The 16051-nt window shown below is 68.4% G+C and carries 15 protein-coding genes; 5 read left to right on the top strand and 10 right to left on the bottom strand.

Features of this window, described 5'->3' with window-relative positions; translation table 11 throughout:
- Positions 1-2: 2 nt before the first annotated feature.
- From AC07UK_RS16950 to AC07UK_RS16935, 4 genes are read right to left on the bottom strand one after another with little or no spacing between them, the layout of a single operon-like run.
- A complete protein-coding gene (locus AC07UK_RS16950) occupies positions 3-1166 on the bottom strand; it encodes an ABC transporter permease (protein WP_436220789.1) in 1164 nt (387 codons plus the stop codon).
- Entirely contained in the window at positions 1163-2131 is a 969-nt protein-coding gene (locus tag AC07UK_RS16945; protein ID WP_494686033.1) for an ABC transporter ATP-binding protein, read from the bottom strand. Before AC07UK_RS16945 ends, AC07UK_RS16950 begins: the two co-directional genes overlap by 4 nt.
- On the bottom strand, positions 2128-3108 hold the full coding sequence (locus AC07UK_RS16940; RefSeq protein WP_436220791.1) for an HlyD family secretion protein: 981 nt from the start codon (positions 3106-3108) through the stop codon (positions 2128-2130). Before AC07UK_RS16940 ends, AC07UK_RS16945 begins: the two co-directional genes overlap by 4 nt.
- Positions 3105-3809, bottom strand: a complete 705-nt coding sequence (locus AC07UK_RS16935) for a TetR/AcrR family transcriptional regulator (protein WP_494686032.1) — start codon at positions 3807-3809, stop codon at positions 3105-3107. Before AC07UK_RS16935 ends, AC07UK_RS16940 begins: the two co-directional genes overlap by 4 nt.
- Positions 3810-4001: 192 nt before the next feature.
- On the opposite strand from AC07UK_RS16935, the gene AC07UK_RS16930 reads away from it, so the two are divergent.
- Positions 4002-5378 (top strand): carbohydrate porin, encoded by a 1377-nt coding sequence (locus AC07UK_RS16930; RefSeq protein WP_494686031.1) that lies wholly within the window; start codon positions 4002-4004, stop codon positions 5376-5378.
- A 15-nt stretch (positions 5379-5393) separates the two neighbouring features.
- Here the strand turns inward: AC07UK_RS16930 and queF are convergent, their stop codons facing one another.
- On the bottom strand, positions 5394-6227 hold the full coding sequence (gene queF / locus AC07UK_RS16925) for an NADPH-dependent 7-cyano-7-deazaguanine reductase QueF (RefSeq protein WP_013955514.1): 834 nt from the start codon (positions 6225-6227) through the stop codon (positions 5394-5396).
- Between the two features lie 17 nt (positions 6228-6244).
- A complete protein-coding gene (ilvA, locus tag AC07UK_RS16920; RefSeq protein ID WP_436220794.1) occupies positions 6245-7783 on the bottom strand; it encodes a threonine ammonia-lyase, biosynthetic in 1539 nt (512 codons plus the stop codon).
- Between the two features lie 312 nt (positions 7784-8095).
- Between ilvA and otsB the strand changes: the two genes are divergently transcribed.
- Genes otsB through AC07UK_RS16900 form a run of 4 tightly spaced genes read left to right on the top strand, consistent with a single transcriptional unit; the run spans position 8096 to position 12595 of the window.
- Positions 8096-8896: a trehalose-phosphatase gene (gene otsB / locus AC07UK_RS16915; protein WP_494686030.1), complete on the top strand. Its 801-nt coding sequence runs from the start codon at positions 8096-8098 to the stop codon at positions 8894-8896.
- 13 nt (positions 8897-8909) lie between these two features.
- A complete protein-coding gene (locus tag AC07UK_RS16910; protein ID WP_436220795.1) occupies positions 8910-10775 on the top strand; it encodes a glycoside hydrolase family 15 protein in 1866 nt (621 codons plus the stop codon).
- 48 nt (positions 10776-10823) lie between these two features.
- Positions 10824-12215 carry an alpha,alpha-trehalose-phosphate synthase (UDP-forming) gene (gene otsA, locus AC07UK_RS16905; RefSeq protein ID WP_436220796.1) on the top strand — a complete coding sequence of 464 codons (1392 nt, stop codon included), beginning with the start codon at positions 10824-10826 and terminating at the stop codon, positions 12213-12215.
- Positions 12216-12250: 35 nt separating this feature from the next.
- Positions 12251-12595: a 4a-hydroxytetrahydrobiopterin dehydratase gene (locus AC07UK_RS16900; RefSeq protein WP_013955520.1), complete on the top strand. Its 345-nt coding sequence runs from the start codon at positions 12251-12253 to the stop codon at positions 12593-12595.
- A gap of 13 nt (positions 12596-12608) precedes the next feature.
- On the opposite strand, the gene AC07UK_RS16895 is transcribed toward AC07UK_RS16900, so the two are convergent.
- From AC07UK_RS16895 to AC07UK_RS16880, 4 genes are read right to left on the bottom strand one after another with little or no spacing between them, the layout of a single operon-like run.
- A complete protein-coding gene (locus AC07UK_RS16895; RefSeq protein WP_013955521.1) occupies positions 12609-13214 on the bottom strand; it encodes a nucleotidyltransferase family protein in 606 nt (201 codons plus the stop codon).
- A gap of 20 nt (positions 13215-13234) precedes the next feature.
- Positions 13235-14272 carry an XdhC family protein gene (locus AC07UK_RS16890; protein ID WP_436220798.1) on the bottom strand — a complete coding sequence of 346 codons (1038 nt, stop codon included), beginning with the start codon at positions 14270-14272 and terminating at the stop codon, positions 13235-13237.
- Positions 14245-14802 carry an SRPBCC family protein gene (locus AC07UK_RS16885; RefSeq protein ID WP_013955523.1) on the bottom strand — a complete coding sequence of 186 codons (558 nt, stop codon included), beginning with the start codon at positions 14800-14802 and terminating at the stop codon, positions 14245-14247. The genes AC07UK_RS16890 and AC07UK_RS16885 overlap by 28 nt, the downstream gene beginning before the upstream one ends.
- Positions 14793-16049, bottom strand: coding sequence for a vWA domain-containing protein (locus AC07UK_RS16880; protein ID WP_494686029.1), 1257 nt, complete (start codon positions 16047-16049; stop codon positions 14793-14795). Before AC07UK_RS16880 ends, AC07UK_RS16885 begins: the two co-directional genes overlap by 10 nt.
- Positions 16050-16051 lie beyond the last annotated feature (2 nt).

Raw genomic sequence — 16051 nt, 5'->3', positions numbered from 1 at the left:
CTTCAATCCAGCGTGCGGCGGTAGAAGCGCACCGCGATCGCCATCACCACCACGATGAACAGCGCCATCGGCCACACATTGGGCCATAGCTCGACCCAGCCGTTGCCCTTGAGCAGGATGCCGCGCACCATGCGGTGGAAATACGTCATCGGCAGGATGTTGCCGATGGCCTGCGCCCAGCCCGGCATGCCCGCGAACGGGAACATGAAGCCGGACAGCAGGATGTTGGGCAGGAAGTAGAAGAACGTCAGCTGCATCGCCTGCAACTGGTTCTGCGCCAGCGACGACAGCGTGATGCCCACCGTCAGGTTGGCCGCGATAAACAGCAGCGCCGCCAGGTACACCGCCAGCACCGAGCCGACGAAGGGCACGCTGAAGATCCAGCGCGCGGCCAGCAGCACGATGGTGGACTGGATCAGGCCGATGAAGATATAGGGCACGATCTTGCCGGTCATCACCTCGAGCGGCCGCACCGGCGTGGCCAGCAGATTCTCCATGGTGCCGCGCTCGCGTTCGCGCGTCATGGCCAGGCCGGTCATCATCACCATGGTCATCGTCAGGATCACGCCCATCAGGCCGGGAACGATGTTGTACTGCGTGATGCCTTCCGGGTTGTAGAGCCGCTGCACCTGCACGTCGAAGGGCGGCTTGCCGCCGGCAAGCGGCGCCAGTGGTCCCTTCAGGTCATGCGCGGCCACGCGGTAGGGCAGCTGCGGCAGCGCGGCGATGGCCTGGCCGGTGGCGGAGGGATCGGTGGCATCGGCCTCGACCAGCAGGGCGGGCCGTTCGCCGCGCAGCAGCCGGCGCGTGAAGTCGGGCGGGATGGTCAGCACGAACTGCACCTCGCCTTTCATCAGCGCCTCGCGCCCGGCCTGCTCGTCGGGCAGCGTGCCGACCAGCTTGAAGTAGGTCGATTGCTCCATGCTGGCGATGAAGGAGCGCGTGAATTCGCTCTGGTCGGCGGCAATCACGGCGGTCGGCAGGTGGCGCGGATCGGTGTTGATGGCAAAGCCGAACAGCAGCAGCTGCATGATCGGCAGCCCGATGATCATGGCGAAGGTGACGCGGTCGCGCCGCAGCTGCAGGAACTCCTTGAGCACGATGCTCCACCAGCGCTGCAGCGAGAAGCGCTGTTGCGCGGCCGGCGTGCGGGCGGCGGCTGTCATGACGCCTCCCTGGCCTTGCGGGCCGCCATATTGTCTTCGGCCCCGCTCATCATGTGGATGAACACGTCTTCCAGGCTGGTCTGGGTTTGCTCGACGCGCCGGCCCGGTCCGGCCAGCCGCGCGAGCGTATCGGCCAGCGCCTGCGCATCGCGCCCGGTCACGTGCAGTGCGGTGCCGAAGGCCACGGTCTGCTCCACGCCCGGCGCACCCTGCAGTTGCTCCGACAGCGCGGCGAGGTCGTCGCCTTCCACGCTCCAGGTCGACAGATTCTGGCTGGCCACCACTTCATCGGCGGTGCCCTGCGCCAGCAGCTTGCCGTAGGCGATGTAGGCCAGCTTGTGGCAGCGCTCGGCCTCGTCCATGTAGTGCGTGCTGACCAGCACCGAGATGCCGCGCGCGGCCAGCTGGTGCAGCTGCTCCCAGAAGTCGCGCCGGGCCTTGGGGTCCACGCCCGCGGTGGGTTCGTCGAGCAGCAGCAGCTCGGGCTCGTGCAGCAGGCAGGCCGCCAGCGCCAGCCGCTGCTTCCAGCCGCCCGACAGGGCGCCGGCCAGCTGCGCCGAGCGCGTGGCCAGGCCCAGGTGTTCCAGCGCGCGGTCGACCGCTTCGCGCCGGTTCGGCATGCCGTAGACGCGCGCGACAAAGTCCAGGTTCTCGCGGATCGACAGGTCGTCCCAGTAAGAGAACTTCTGCGTCATATAGCCGACGCGGCGCTTGATCTCGTCGGACTCGCTCCGGATGTCGTAGCCCAGGCAGGTGCCCGTGCCGGAATCGGGCGTCAGCAGCCCGCACATCATGCGGATCGAGGTGGTCTTGCCGCTGCCGTTGGGGCCGAGGAAGCCGAAGATCTCTCCGCGCGCGACCTGCATGCTCAGGTCGTTGACCACGTGCTTGTCGCCGAAGTGCTTGTTCAGGCCGCGCACGTCGATGGCGAGCCCGGCCGCGCCGCCGTTGGTTTTCGTGTTCATTGCCGTACCACTTCGACGGGCTGGCCCGGCCGGAGCTTGGGCGCGTCGGCCGCCGCCGGGCGCGCTTCGACCAGGAATACCAGCTTGCGCCGCGTCTCGTTGCTGTAGATCACCGGCGGCGTGAATTCGGCCTCGTTGGCGACGTAGCTGATGGTGGCGGCCACCGGCGCGGCGCAGCCGTCGCAGCGCACCTGCACCGCCTGGCCGTTGCGCAGCGCGCCCACCACCGTCTCCGGCACATAGAAGCGCACCTTGACGTTGCCCGGTGGCAGCATGCGCACCACGGGGCTGCCCGCCGGCACCCACTCGCCGAGGCGGTAGGGCGTGTCGTAGACCAGCCCCGCCTGGGTCGTGGCCACGGTCTTGCGCGACAGCTTCCACTCGGCCTGCGCCAGCGCCGCGCGCGCGGCGGCCACCTGCGCGGCCTGCGCGGCTTGCTGCGCATCCCGGCCCGGCAGCCGGGCCACGTCGATATCGCGCTGCAGTTCGCGCACACGTGCGGCGTCGCTGTTGGCTTGCGCGCGCGATTCGTCCAGCTGCGCCTGCGCGATGCCGCCGATCTCATACTGGCGCTGGTCGCGCCGCAAGGCCGCGGCACTGCGCTGCGCCTGGGCCTGTGCCTGCGCCAGCTGGGCACGGCTGACCTCGACTTCGACCGGGCGCTTGCCGGTCTTCATGTCTTGCAGCTGGGCCTCGGCCGCGCGCAACTGGTCTTCGGCCTGCTGGCGCGCGGCGCGCTCGTCGTCGGATTCGAGGGCAAACAGCGCGGCGCCCTGGCCGACCTGCTGGCCGCGCTGCACCGACAGCGTGTCGAGGCGCCCGGCGAAGGGCGAGGCCACGCTGACGAATTCGCCTTCGACATAGCCTTGCCAGGTGTCGGCGCGCTCACGGGTGCAAGCGGCGACCAGCAGCACCGCCGCCAGCGTGGCAAGCACCGCTGTCGGCAGTTGCGGGCGGGTGGGGTGGGCGGGGTTCATGATGCCTCCGGAGAAAGCCTGGACTTGCCGGCATCGGGCGCCGGTGCCAGCCCGTGCGTCAGCAGCGCGGATACGTGGCGCACCAGCGTGTCGGTATCGACCGCTTCGCCGCCGGGCAGCCGGCGCCAGATATGGGTGGTGGCCAGCGGCAGCAGCGTCAGGCCGATCAGCGACGGCATCACCAGTGCCGGCTCCAGGCCGCTATTGAGCTGCCCGCGCGCGATCGCGGCCGCCAGCGGCGCGCTCAGTGCACCGGTGCGCTGCAGCGCGAAGCGGTCCAGCACGCGCTCGCGCAGGGCGCCGTCGGCGCTGGCGACTTCACGGATCCACAGCCCGGGAAACCAGGGCGTGGCGGCCGCGGTGCGGATCAGCTGGCCGGCAATGCCGATCAGCATGGCCATCGGCTCGGCATCCCCGGCGGCAGCGAAAACGCTGGCCACCAGCGGCTGCAGCTTTTCCTCGACCACGGCGTCCAGCAGCAATTCGCGGTCGCTGAAGTAGTAATGGACCAGCGCTGGCGTCACGCCGGCCTGGGTGGCAATCGCCTTGACCGCGGTGCCGGCCACGCCCTGGCGCGAGAACAGGTCGGTGGCCGCATCAAGGATGCGTTCGCGCTGGCCGGGCTGGCCGGCCTCAGGGCGACCAGGGCGCCCGGGGCTGCGGCGCGCTGAAGGTTTGGGCTGGGCGGGTTGGCGCGGCATGTGACGACGCGATGCGGAACGGGTTGCTTCAATATTAATTTTTGAGTTAATTAATTCAAGCCCGGTTACAACGTCGGCGCCAGGGCACGCGAGCCGGCGCGACACGCGCGGTGGACATGTCATGTGGGCTTGGCTATGCTGCGGGCGCCGAAGCGCGCCGTTGCCGGCACATCCTTAATCCACCTATTTCCGATGCTGTTCTCGCCACTTTCTGCCGCGCCAAGGCGCGGCCCGTTCCGTTTCCGCCGTGCGCTGGCCGCGCTGGCCTGCTGCGCATGCCTGCCTGCGCTGGCGCAGCAGGCGGAGCCGGAACAGGCGGCCGCCGCGGCTGAAAGCCCGTTTGCGTTCCACGGCCAGAGCACGTACATCTGGCAGCGCAAGCCAGCCTTTAACGCCGCATATTCCGGCCCCAACAGCCTTGGCAGCGAACGGGCCAAGAGCTATTCGTTCAGCGCCACGCTGGACCTGGGCGTGAAGCTGTGGCGCGGCGCGGAATTCCACTTCAACCCGGAAGCCACGCAAGGCGTGCCGTTCTCCGAATTGCACGGCATGGGCGGCTTGTCCAACGGCGAGTTGGCCAAGGTATCGAGCACCAACCCGGTGTTCTACCGGGCGCGCGCCTTCGTGCGGCAGACCTGGGGCCTGGGCGGCGGCAGCGAAGCGCTGGAAGCGGATTTCAACCAGTTCGCGCGCACCGTCGACCAGCAGCGCGTGGTGCTGACGGCGGGCAACTTCGGCGTACTGGATGTCTTCGACCAGAACGAGTTCGGCTCGGACCCGCGCACGCAGTTCATGAACTGGTCGTTCTTGACGCATGGCGCGTTCGACTATCCGGCCGATGCGCGCGGCTATAACTGGGGTCTGTCGCTGGAGTACATCGGGGACGGCTGGTCGGCGCGCATCGGGCGCTTCCTGCAGCCGCTGGAATCCAACGGGCTGCGGCTCGACACCCGCATGTTCGAGCACTACGGCGACATCATCGAAGTGGAGAAGCGCTACCAGCTGGCCGGCCGGCCCGGCACCGCCCGGCTGCTGTGGTTCCGCAACAAGGCGCGCATGGGCGCGTTCAGCGATGCCATCGGCTTCGGCATGGCCAATAACACCACACCGGACGTCGCCGACGTGCGGCGCGAGCACGCCAAGAGCGGCGTGGGCGTGACACTGGTGCAGCAGGTCACCGATTCACTGGGGATGTTCGCGCGCGCCAGCCTGTCCGACGACAAGACCGAGACCTACGCCTTCACGGAGATCGGCCGCCAGGTGTCGGCGGGCGGCGTGCTGAAGGGCGATGCGTGGGGACGGGCGCGCGATGCGCTGGGCGTGGCGGTGGCGATCAACATGCTGGGCCCGAACCACCGCAACTACCTGGCCGCGGGCGGGCAGGGCGCGTTCCTGGGCGACGGTGCGCTGCGCTACGGGCCCGAGCAGATCCTGGAGATCTACTACAGCTTCCAGCTGGTGAAGTACCTGAGTATCAGCCCGGACTTCCAGTACGTGCGCAACCCTGGGTACAACCGCGACCGCGGGCCGGTGAAATTCTACGGGGTGCGGTTTCACGGGGAGTTCTGATCCTCCCCGCACGCCTTACTGCCGCGCGTTGCGCTTGTTATCCGGCCACGCTGTATTGAAGTTGGTGCGGAACGGATTGATATCGAGCCCGCCGCGGCGCGTGTAGCGCGCATACACCGCCAGCTTGACCGGCTTGCACTCGCGCATCACGTCCATGAAGATCCGCTCCACGCATTGTTCGTGGAACTCGTTGTGGTTGCGGAACGAGATCAGGTACTTGAGCAGCCCTTCCTGGTTGATCGGCGCACCCACGTAGCGGATCTGCACGCTGCCCCAGTCCGGCTGGCCGGTGACCAGGCAGTTGGACTTGAGCAGGTGCGACACCAGCGTTTCTTCCACCGGGGTTTCTTCCTGGTCCGCGCTGAGCAGCTCGGGCGCGGGCTCATAGCGGTCCACCTCGATATCGAGCCGGTCCAGCAGCAGGCCGTCGAGCTCACCCATCTTCTGCTTGCCCAGGTCCGCTTCAGTCACCAGCCGCACCTGCACGGTGCCGCCGGTGGCTTCGGACAGGTCGTGGTGCAGCAGCTGCTGCAGCGCCTCGGGTGAAGCAATTTTGGTCTGGTTGAACGAGTTCAGGTACAGCTTGAACGACTTGGACTCGATGATATTGGGCGTGTCCGACGGGATGATGAAGCTGGCCAGCGCCACCTGCGGCTTGCCCTTCAGGTTCAGCCACGACAGCTCGTACGCGTTCCAGATATCGACGCCGAAGAACGGCACCGGCTTGCCTTCGGGCAGGCCGATCTCGGTGCGCTTGGGCTGGCGCGGGATCGGGAACAGCAGCGAGGCGTCGTATTCGGTCTTGTAGGCCGAGGGCTTGCCCAGCGGCGAGTGTTCAGGGAGGCTCATGGGGCGCTCAGCAGGTGTCAGGACAGGAACAGCTTGTACACCGGGTTGTCGGTCTCGTCCCAGTGTACGTAACCCAGCGTTGAAAGGAAGGCGCGGAAGGCGCGCTTCTCGTTCTTCGGCACCTGGATGCCGACCAGGATGTTGGAGGTATCCGCGCCCTGGTTGCGGTAGTGGAACAGGCTGATATTCCAGTTCGGGCTCATGCTGGACAGGAACCGCATCAGCGCGCCCGGCCGCTCCGGGAACTCGAAGCGGAACAGCAGCTCGTCATGCGCCAGCGCCGAGCGCCCGCCCACCATGTAGCGGATATGCTGCTTGGCCAGTTCGTTGTTGGACAGGTCCAGCGTGTCGAAGCCGTGCTTGCGGAAGCTGGCGGCGATCTTGTCGTTCTCGGCGCGGCTGGCGATCTGCACGCCGACGAAGATATGCGCCATGCTGGTATCGGCGATGCGGTAGTTGAACTCGGTCACGCTGCGCGTGCCGACCAGCTCGCAGAAGCGCCTGAAGCTGCCGCGTTCTTCCGGGATGGTCACGGCGAACACGGCTTCGCGCGCCTCGCCCACCTCGGCGCGCTCGGCGACAAAGCGCAGGCGGTCGAAGTTCATGTTGGCGCCGCAGGCGATCGCCACCAGGTGCTGGCCCTTGAGCTTCTCGCGCTCGGCATAGGCCTTCAGGCCCGCCACGGCCAGCGCGCCGGCCGGCTCCAGGATGCTGCGGGTGTCCTGGAACACGTCCTTCAGGCCCGCGCAGATGGCGTCGGTATCCACCAGGATGATGTCGTCGACCAGCTCGCGCGTGATGCGGAAGGTCTCCTTGCCGACCAGCTTGACCGCGGTGCCGTCCGAGAACAGCCCCACTTCCTTCAGCTCGACGCGCTTGCCGGCGTCGACCGAGCGCTTCATCGCGTCAGAGTCCACCGTCTGCACGCCGATCACCTTGATCTCCGGGCGCACCGCCTTGATGTACGAGGCGATGCCAGAGATCAGTCCGCCGCCGCCGATGGCGACGAACACGGCATGGATCGGGCCCGGGTGCTGGCGCAGGATCTCCATGGCGATGGTGCCCTGGCCGGCGATGACCTCGGGATCGTCGAAAGGGTGGATGAAGGTCAGCTTGTGCTTTTTCTCCAGCTCCGCGGCATGGTTGTAGGCGTCGCTGTAGGACTCGCCGTGCAGCACGATTTCCACCCACTGGCCGCCGCGTTCGCGCACGGCGTCGATCTTCACCTGCGGCGTGGTCACCGGCATGGCGATGATGGCCTTGCACTGCAGGCGCGCCGCGGACAGCGCCACGCCCTGCGCGTGGTTGCCGGCCGAGGCGGCGATCACGCCGCGCCTGAGCTCTTCCGGCGTCAGCGAGGCCATCTTGTTGTATGCGCCGCGCAGCTTGAAGGAGAAGACAGGCTGGGTGTCCTCGCGCTTGAACCAGACCGCATTGCCGGTGCGCGCCGACAATTGATGCGCGTAGGTCAGTTCGGTCTCCTGCGCCACGTCGTAGACCTTGGCGGTCAGGATCTTCTTCAGGTAGTCGGGTCGGGCGGCGGACATGCGGGTCATGGTCTCAGGGCGGGCCGTGGGGGCGGCGCAAAAAAAGGCGGAAATTCTGGCGGAAACCGTCAATGATAAAGGATGGCGGCGACATCCACCCGGCCCGGGCGACGCTCCCGCCGCCCGCGGCATGCGGCCCGGGCCGGGTGGAGGGTGCTCTTCGTGTGAATGACGATGCACTTGTGTGGGCGGGGCGAGCCAGGGCGCAGCGGGGCCGCAGACGCTTGGCCCTGGACTTGCGTCGAGGCCAGGTTGCGTGCGCGCCATGTAGGACGGCGCCCGGTGGACGCCGGTCAAAACGACGTGTTACGGTGTAACGCGATGCCACAGCTACCGCTAATCGAACCCAATACCGCGCTGTTTCTCGACTTCGACGGCACCCTGGCCGATCTGGCCCCGCGCCCGGAACTGGTGCAGGTCGAACCCGAACTGGTCGGCACGCTGCACACGCTATTCGAGCGTCTGAACGGCGCGCTGGCTGTCATCTCCGGGCGGCCGATCTCTGAACTCGACCACTTCCTGCAGCCCCTGCGGTTGCCGGCCGCGGGCGTGCACGGTGCTGAATTCCGCACCGACGGCGGCATGGTATCCAGGACTTCCGCCCCCGGCCTGGAACCGCTGATCCCCCACCTGGAAGCGCTGGTGCGCGCCTATCCCGCCCTGCGGCTGGAGCGCAAGTCCGTTGCCGTCGCCATCCACTACCGCCAGGCGCCCGAACTGGCCGGCGTGGTCGATGCCGCGGTCACCGAAGTGCTGCGCCATGCTGTCGGACTGGAGGCGCTGCCCGGCAAGATGGTGGTCGAGATCAAGCCGGCCGGCGTCGACAAGGGCGACGCCATTGCCGCATTCATGAAATCTGCGCCCTTCGCCGAGCGCGTGCCGCTCTTTGCCGGCGACGACCTGACCGACGAACCGGGTTTTGCCGCCGTGCGCAAGCTTGGCGGGCTGGGCGTGCTGGTGGGCCAGCGCGAGACCGTGGCCAGCGTCAGCGTGTCCGGGCCGGCCGCGCTGCGCAGCTGGCTGCACCGCTCGGCCCGCGCGCTGGAAGGCGCCGGCGGCCAGCCGCGCGCCGTGCCGAATGAGGCCGAGCCAGGCCCGGCCCGGCGCACAACGACATCCTGAGGGAGGTATCGCTGTGACCAATCCGAGCAGCCCGAGCGAACCGGGCCAGCCGCCGACCGAAGGCGTGCACAAGACCGTGGACGGCGGCAGCCGCTTTGCCAATCCGTCGTTGTCGCTTGGCATGATCGGCAACTGCGCCATCTCTGCGCTGGTGGACTGCCGCGCGCGCATTGTCTGGTCGTGCCTGCCGCGCTTTGACGGCGACCCGGTATTCAACGCCCTGCTCGATCCGAGCGAGAACGCCGGCCATTTCTCGATCGAAATCGAGGACTTCCAGTCGTCGCGGCAATGGTACGAGCCCAATACCGCGGTGCTGCGCACGCGGCTGACGGACATCCACGGCAACTGCCTGGAGATCACCGACTTTGCGCCGCGCTTCTTCCGGCTGGGGCGCTATTTCCGCCCGACCACGCTGGTCCGGCGCCTGCGCCCGGTACGCGGCGCGCCGCGCGTGCGCGTGGTGGTGGCGCCGCGCTTCGAATGGGGCCGCAAGGCGCCGCAGATGACGCGCGGCAGCAGCCATGTGCGCTATATCGGCGACGACATGACCCTGCGCATGACCACCGACGCGCCGATGGCCTATGTGCTGTCGCATACGCCGTTCCTGGTCACGCGCGGGTACAACTTCATCCTCGGCCCCGACGAGACCCTCGCGCACGGCGTGGAAGAAACCGCGCGCGACTTCGAGCAGGAGACCACCGCCTACTGGCGCCTGTGGAGCCGCCGCCTGGCGGTGCCGCGCGAATGGCAGGACGCGGTGATCCGCGCGGCCATCACGCTGAAGATGTCGCTGTTCGAAGAGACCGGCGCCATCGTCGCGGCGATGACCACCAGCATCCCCGAGGCGCCGGGGAGCGGCCGCAACTGGGACTACCGCTTCTGCTGGCTGCGCGACGCCTTCTTCGTGGTGCGCGCGCTCAACAGCCTGTCCGAGGTCGGCACCATGGAGGACTACCTGCGCTGGCTGTCCAACGTGGTGATGCAGTCGCAGGACGGGCATATCCAGCCGTTGTACGGCATCGGCCTGGAGCGCGAGCTGCCTGAAAGCATGCTCGACCATCTGCCCGGCTACCGCGGCATGGGCCCGGTGCGCGTGGGCAACCAGGCGCAGGAGCACTTCCAGCATGACGTCTACGGCAACGTGGTGCTGGGCGCGGCCCAGGCCTTCCATGACCACCGCCTGCTGCACCGCGGCGGCCCCGCTGAATTCCGCCGGCTGGAAGAGGTGGGCGAACAGGCGGTGAAGGTGTTCGGCACCCCCGACGCCGGCATGTGGGAGCTGCGCACGCGGGCGCGCGTGCATACCTCATCGGCGCTGATGAGCTGGGCCGCCTGCGACCGCCTCGCCAAGATTGCCGACAAGCTGCAGCTACAGGCGCGTGCCGCCTACTGGCACGACCATGCCGAGCGCATGAAGGAGCGCATCCTGGCCGAATCCTGGAGCGAGGAGCGCCAGGCCTTCGCCGAGAGCTTCGGCGGGCGCGAGCTGGATGCCAGCGTGCTGCTGATGGCCGAAGTCAATTTCATCGAGCCGCGCGATCCGCGCTTCATCGCCACCGTCAAGGCGCTGGAGGCATCGCTGTGCGACGGCCCCTATATGCGCCGCTACGAGGCGCCCGACGATTTCGGCAAGCCCGAGACCGCGTTCAACATCTGCACGTTCTGGCGCATCGATGCCCTCGCGCGCATCGGCCGGCGCGAAGAAGCGCGCGAGATCTTCGAATCGATGCTGGCCTCGCGCAATCCGCTGGGGCTGCTGTCCGAGGATACCCATCCGGTGACCGGCGAGATGTGGGGCAATTTCCCGCAGACGTATTCGATGGTCGGGCTGATCAATGGCGCGATGCGGCTGTCGGCGCCGTGGGACACGGTGATCTGAACTGCCTGCGCGCACGGCAACCAGAACAGAGGACTCCAAGAACAACATATGCCAAGACTTGTAGCGGTATCCAACCGGGTCGCCGATCCCCGCAACGTGGCGGCGGGCGGCCTCGCCGTGGCGCTATCCGAAGCCCTGCGCCAGACCGGCGGCATGTGGTTCGGCTGGAGCGGCAAGGCGCTGGAAACCGCCCAGGGCGGCACGCCCGGTGAAGGCGACCTGCACCTGCAGCAGGCCGGCAACGTGACGCTGGCCACCGTCGACCTGAGCCGCGAGGACCACGACGCCTATTACCTGGGCTACAGCAACGGCGTGCTGTGGCCGGTATTCCACTACCGGCTGGACCTGGCGGATTTCGACTCCAACTTCCTGAACGGATACCGGCGCGTGAACCAGCTGTTCGCGCGCAAGCTGGCGCCGCTGCTGGAGCCCGACGACATCATCTGGATCCATGACTACCACCTGATCCCGCTGGCGTCAGAGTTGCGCGCGATTGGCTGCGGGCAGAAGATCGGCTTCTTCCTGCATGTACCGCTGCCGCCGCCGCTGATCCTGGCCGCCATCCCGCAGCACGAGTGGCTGATGCGCGCACTGTTTGCCTACGACCTGCTCGGCTTCCAGAGCCATGCGGATGTCGAGCACTTCTCGCGTTACGTGCAGGCCGAAGCGCAGGCCGAGCCGATGGGCGAGCACCGCTACCGCGCCTTCCACCGCACGGTGCGGGCGCAGGCCTTCCCGATCGGCATCGACGTCGACGAGTTCATGGAGCTGGGCCGCGGCGCGGATGCGCAGGAAACCTACGAGATGATGTGCGCGCAGTACGCGCGCCGCCGGCTGCTGCTGGGCATCGACCGGCTCGACTATTCCAAGGGCCTGCCGCAGCGGCTCAAGGCGTTCTACCGGCTGCTGGCCGAGTATCCCGAGAACCGCTCGAGCGCGACGCTGGTGCAGATCGCCGCGCCCTCGCGCGAGTCGGTGGATGCCTACGTCGACCTGCGCCGCGAGATGGAGCAGCTAAGCGGCTCCATCAACGGCGAGTTCGGTGAGCTGGACTGGATGCCGGTGCGCTATATCCACCGCACCACCGCGCGCAAGCGGCTGCCCGGCCTGTGCCGCGCCAGCCGCGTGGCGCTGGTGACGCCGCTGCGCGACGGCATGAACCTGGTGGCCAAGGAGTTCATCGCCGCGCAGGACCCGGAGGACCCGGGGGTGCTGGTGCTGTCGCGCTTTGCCGGCGCCGCCGAGCAGCTGCGCGAGGCGCTGCTGGTCAATCCGTACGACACCCGCGCCACCGCGCAGGCGATCCAGCAGGCGCTGCACATGCCGCTGGCCGAGCGCCAGCAGCGGCACCAGAAACTGCTGGAGCGCATCCGCGCGCAGGATGTGCACTGGTGGAGCAGCGAGTTCCTGCGCGCACTGACTGAGACCGAAGGGGCCTGAGGCGCGGGCTGTTCTTCCGGTCGGGGAGCATGACCATGAGCGAAGACCTGGCAGCGCAATCGTGCACGCCTTGCCGTGGCGGCGTGCCGCCGTTGACGCCGGCTGAGGCCGAGGATTTATTGCAGCAGGCGCCGGGGTGGGAGCTGGTCGATAGCGCGACGCGGCTCGAACGGCGTTTCACCTTCGGCAATTTCGCGCAGGCGCTGGCGTTCGTGAACGGCGTCGGGCAGCTGGCCGAGGCGCAGGGGCATCATCCGGAGATCAGCTTTGGCTGGGGGCATGCCACGGTGTCGTGGCGGACCAAGAAGATCAAGGGGTTGCACCGGAATGATTTCATCATGGCGGTGAAGACGAGCGAGTTGGCGGAGGGGATCGGCTGAGGTTGGTGGGGCGTTACTTCAAATCCCCGGGCGTATCAATATCGCGAAACGCTCCTTCATCCTCGGTCAGGATCCGCGTTACCGGTTTGTCTTTCAGCAACGCCCGCGCGCCCTCATCTCCGTCCAGCTTCAGCAATTCCTCACGCCAGGCTGCGCCAAAACCCACCGGATGCCCGCGTTGCCCGTTGCGCCAAGGCGCGGCGATGGTATCCGGCGTGGTGATCGTCAACGCCACCGCCCGGATCAGTTCCATCGGCAGCCAGGGCATGTCCGCCAGCGCCACCACCCAGCCGCGCGCTTCGGGCGTGGCGGCCACGGCGGCACGCAGGGCTGCGCCCATGCCGGCTTCGGCGTCGGCCGACTCCACCACGCGGCAGCCGCCGCGGCGCAGTTCCTCCGCCAGTGCCGGGTTGCCGGGGCGAATGACGGCGATCGATTCCGGCAGCGCCGCGGCCAGCGTGCGGGCGCTGCGCCAGGCCACGGAGCGGCCGCCGGGCAGCACCTCCAGCAGCTTGTTGCGTTTGCCGGCGGCGTCGAAGCGGCGGCCGAAGCCTGCGGCCAGCAGGATGCCGGTGGGCAGGTCGGTGCGGAGCAGGGGAGCGTTGGGGGCGGCAGTCATGGCGGGCACTCGCGAAGTCGTCAGGTGGGGTCAGGCGCGACGTCGCAGCTGCTGCCGGTGCTGGCAGCCATCTCGCGCGCGGCCTTGGCGCCTTCCACCTGCAGGATGTCGGGCAGCGATACGTGGTTCCTCGCCGCGATCACCTCGGCCAGGATCGAGATGGCGATCTCGGGCGGCGTGCGGCTGCCGATGTAGATGCCCACGGGGCCATGCAGCCGCGCCAGCTGCAGCTCGGTCAGGTCGAATTCCTTGAGGCGTTCGCGGCGCGCCTGGTTGTTGCGGCGCGAACCCAGCGCGCCCACATAGAAGGCCTTGGTGCGGAGCGCTTCCATCAGCGCCAGGTCGTCCAGCTTGGGGTCGTGCGTGAGCGCGATCACGGCGCAGCGCTCATCCAGCTTCATGTCGGTGACGGTGTCGTCCGGCATGGTGCGCACCATGGTGACGCCGGGGATGTCCCAGGTCTCGGTGTATTCCTCGCGCGGGTCGCACACGGTGACCTGGAAGCCCAGGCCCACGGCGATCTGGCACAGGTACTTGGACAGCTGCCCGGCGCCGATCACCAGCATGCGGTAGCGCGGGCCGTGGATGGTCAGCAGGGTCTTGCCGTCGAACACCAGGCCGTCGGTGGCGTTGGCCGGGCCCAGCGTGGCGGTGCCGGTGGCCATGTCGAGCGTGCGCGCGACCAGGCGGCCGTTCTCCACGGCGTCGAGCAGCTCGGCGATGCCGCTGCCCGGGGTCAGCGGTTCGGTGACCAGCTCGATGGTGCCGCCGCATGGCAGCCCGAAGCGGTGGGCTTCCTCGGCGCTGATGCCGTACTTGATCGCTTCCGGGTGGTCGGCGGTGATGCCTTGCCGGCGCACGCGGTCGATGATGTCATCCTCGATGCAGCCGCCCGAGACCGAGCCCACCACCAGGCCGTCGTCGCGCACGGCCAGCATCGCGCCTTCGGGCCGGGGCGACGAGCCCCAGGTCCGCACTACCGTGACCAGCAGCACGCGATGGCCTTGCTGCTGCCACTGCACGCTGTTCTTCAGGACTTCGAGATCCACGCTGTCCATGATCGTTTCCGCTTCGGTTCCTCTGTTGGTTCATTGTCGCCGGCGGCTGCGGCGGGGGCGCCCTCGGCCGCTGGCGTGTCGTCGGTGGCGTCAGGGGTGACGGCCTCGGTGAAGCGCGCAAAGAAGGTATCTGCCATCTTGCGTGCCGCGGCGTCCACCAGCCGCGAGCCGATCTGTGCGATCTTGCCCCCCACGTGGGCGTTGACGGTGTAGGTCAGCACGGTCTCGTCACCGTCTGGTTCCAGCCGGACCTGGGCGCTGCCCTTGCCGAAGCCCGCCGCGCCGCCCTGGCCATCGAAACGGATGGTGTAGCTGTCGGGGGCCTGGATGTCTTCCAGCGCCATGCGGCCCTTGAAGCGCGCCTTGACCGGGCCCACCGCGGCCGTCAGGGCCAGCTGGTAGGCGTTGTCGCCGTCGGGCTCGATACTCTCACATCCCGGGATGCATTGCTTGAGCAGCTCGGTGTCATTGAGCGCTTCCCATGCCACCTGCTGCGGGACCGGCAGGCGCTGGCTCTGGTTCATTTCCATGGCGGGGCTTCCTTGTTGTGCCTGGCGAGGGCAGGGGTGGCGGCCCGGGGCGGGCCGCCATGGTCGGACAGCAGCGTCTCGAGCGCCAGCAGGCTGTCCAGGTTATGGGCCGGGCGCAGTGCGTCCACATGCGGCAGGATGGCTTGCACGCCACGCGCCTGCGGGGTGAAGCCGGGGTAGCGCAGCAGCGGGTTGAGCCAGACGATGCGGTGCGCAAAGCGGCGCAGCCGTGCCATTTCTTCGCCGAGCAGGTCGATGTGCTCGTGGTCCAGGCCGTCGGTGACCAGCAGCACGGTAGCGCGCCCGGACAGCGTGCGTCGCGCCCAGTGGCGGTTGAAGGTGGCCAGCGCCGCGCCGATGCGGGTGCCGCCGGCCCAGTCGCGCACCTGGCCGGTGATCAGCGCGACGGCCTCGTCCGGGTCGCGTTCGCGCAGCGAGCGCGTGATGTTGGTCAGCCGCGTGCCGAACAGGAACACCGACAGCCGCTCGCGCGACTGCATCAGCGCATGGCAGAAGTACAGCACCGCGCGCGAGTACTGGCTCATCGAGCCGGAGATGTCGAGCAGCAGCACCACCGGCGGCTTGCGCTCGGCGTGCTTGCGGAATTTCCAGCGCAGCCACTCGCCATGCTGGCGCACCGCCAGGCGCGCGCTGGCGCGCAGGTCGGCATGGGTGCCGCAGGTGGCGGCGCGCAGGCGGCGGGTGCGCTGCAAGGCCAGGTGGGCGCGGCGCGTGCGCACCAGGTGCTGCAGCGCGCGCCATTCCTGCGCGGTCAGGGTCTCGAAGTCGCGCTGCGCCAGGCGTTCCTGGTCGGAGAAGGTCAGCGGCACGTGGATGCGCTCGGCTTCGGTTTGTGCCAGGCGTGACTGCGTTTCGGGCTGGCGCGCGGCCAGGGCATCGGCCAGCCGGTTGCTGCGCTTCGGCGGCGGCGCGCCGCTGTCGACGCGCGGCAGCAGCAGTGCGCGCAGCTTGCCTTCCCAGTCGGGATCGCGCCAGAACAGGTCGAAGGCGGCATCGAACAGCGGGCGCTGGTCGGGGCCGGACAGCACCAGCGCCGCCAGCGCGGCGCGCACCTCGTCGCGCTGGCCGATATCGACATGGCGCAGCGCCTGCAGCGCATCGACCGCATGGGCCGGCGACAGCGCGAAGCCGCCGTCGCGCAACAGCCGCATGAAGTGCGTGACGTTGCGCGCCAGCACCGGCAGGGCCAGTGCGGCAGGCCGTACAGCGGCGTGCAGCGTGGCCACGG

Source organism: Cupriavidus sp. GW821-FHT07C08, from assembly GCF_059419025.1.
Note: the sequence above shows the minus strand (reverse complement) of the source record. Positions and strands in the feature narration are given on the sequence as shown.

What these genes read in the sequence shown, in the direction of transcription:
- AC07UK_RS16950 (WP_436220789.1), bottom strand. Translation starts at nt 1,166, where the DNA reads ATGACAGCCGCCGCCCGCACGCCGGCCGCGCAACAGCGCTTCTCGCTG.
- AC07UK_RS16945 (WP_494686033.1), bottom strand. Translation starts at nt 2,131, where the DNA reads ATGAACACGAAAACCAACGGCGGCGCGGCCGGGCTCGCCATCGACGTG.
- AC07UK_RS16940 (WP_436220791.1), bottom strand. Translation starts at nt 3,108, where the DNA reads ATGAACCCCGCCCACCCCACCCGCCCGCAACTGCCGACAGCGGTGCTT.
- AC07UK_RS16935 (WP_494686032.1), bottom strand. Translation starts at nt 3,809, where the DNA reads ATGCCGCGCCAACCCGCCCAGCCCAAACCTTCAGCGCGCCGCAGCCCC.
- AC07UK_RS16930 (WP_494686031.1), top strand. Translation starts at nt 4,002, where the DNA reads ATGCTGTTCTCGCCACTTTCTGCCGCGCCAAGGCGCGGCCCGTTCCGT.
- queF (WP_013955514.1), bottom strand. Translation starts at nt 6,227, where the DNA reads ATGAGCCTCCCTGAACACTCGCCGCTGGGCAAGCCCTCGGCCTACAAG.
- ilvA (WP_436220794.1), bottom strand. Translation starts at nt 7,783, where the DNA reads ATGACCCGCATGTCCGCCGCCCGACCCGACTACCTGAAGAAGATCCTG.
- otsB (WP_494686030.1), top strand. Translation starts at nt 8,096, where the DNA reads ATGCCACAGCTACCGCTAATCGAACCCAATACCGCGCTGTTTCTCGAC.
- otsA (WP_436220796.1), top strand. Translation starts at nt 10,824, where the DNA reads ATGCCAAGACTTGTAGCGGTATCCAACCGGGTCGCCGATCCCCGCAAC.
- AC07UK_RS16900 (WP_013955520.1), top strand. Translation starts at nt 12,251, where the DNA reads ATGAGCGAAGACCTGGCAGCGCAATCGTGCACGCCTTGCCGTGGCGGC.
- AC07UK_RS16895 (WP_013955521.1), bottom strand. Translation starts at nt 13,214, where the DNA reads ATGACTGCCGCCCCCAACGCTCCCCTGCTCCGCACCGACCTGCCCACC.
- AC07UK_RS16890 (WP_436220798.1), bottom strand. Translation starts at nt 14,272, where the DNA reads ATGGACAGCGTGGATCTCGAAGTCCTGAAGAACAGCGTGCAGTGGCAG.
- AC07UK_RS16885 (WP_013955523.1), bottom strand. Translation starts at nt 14,802, where the DNA reads ATGGAAATGAACCAGAGCCAGCGCCTGCCGGTCCCGCAGCAGGTGGCA.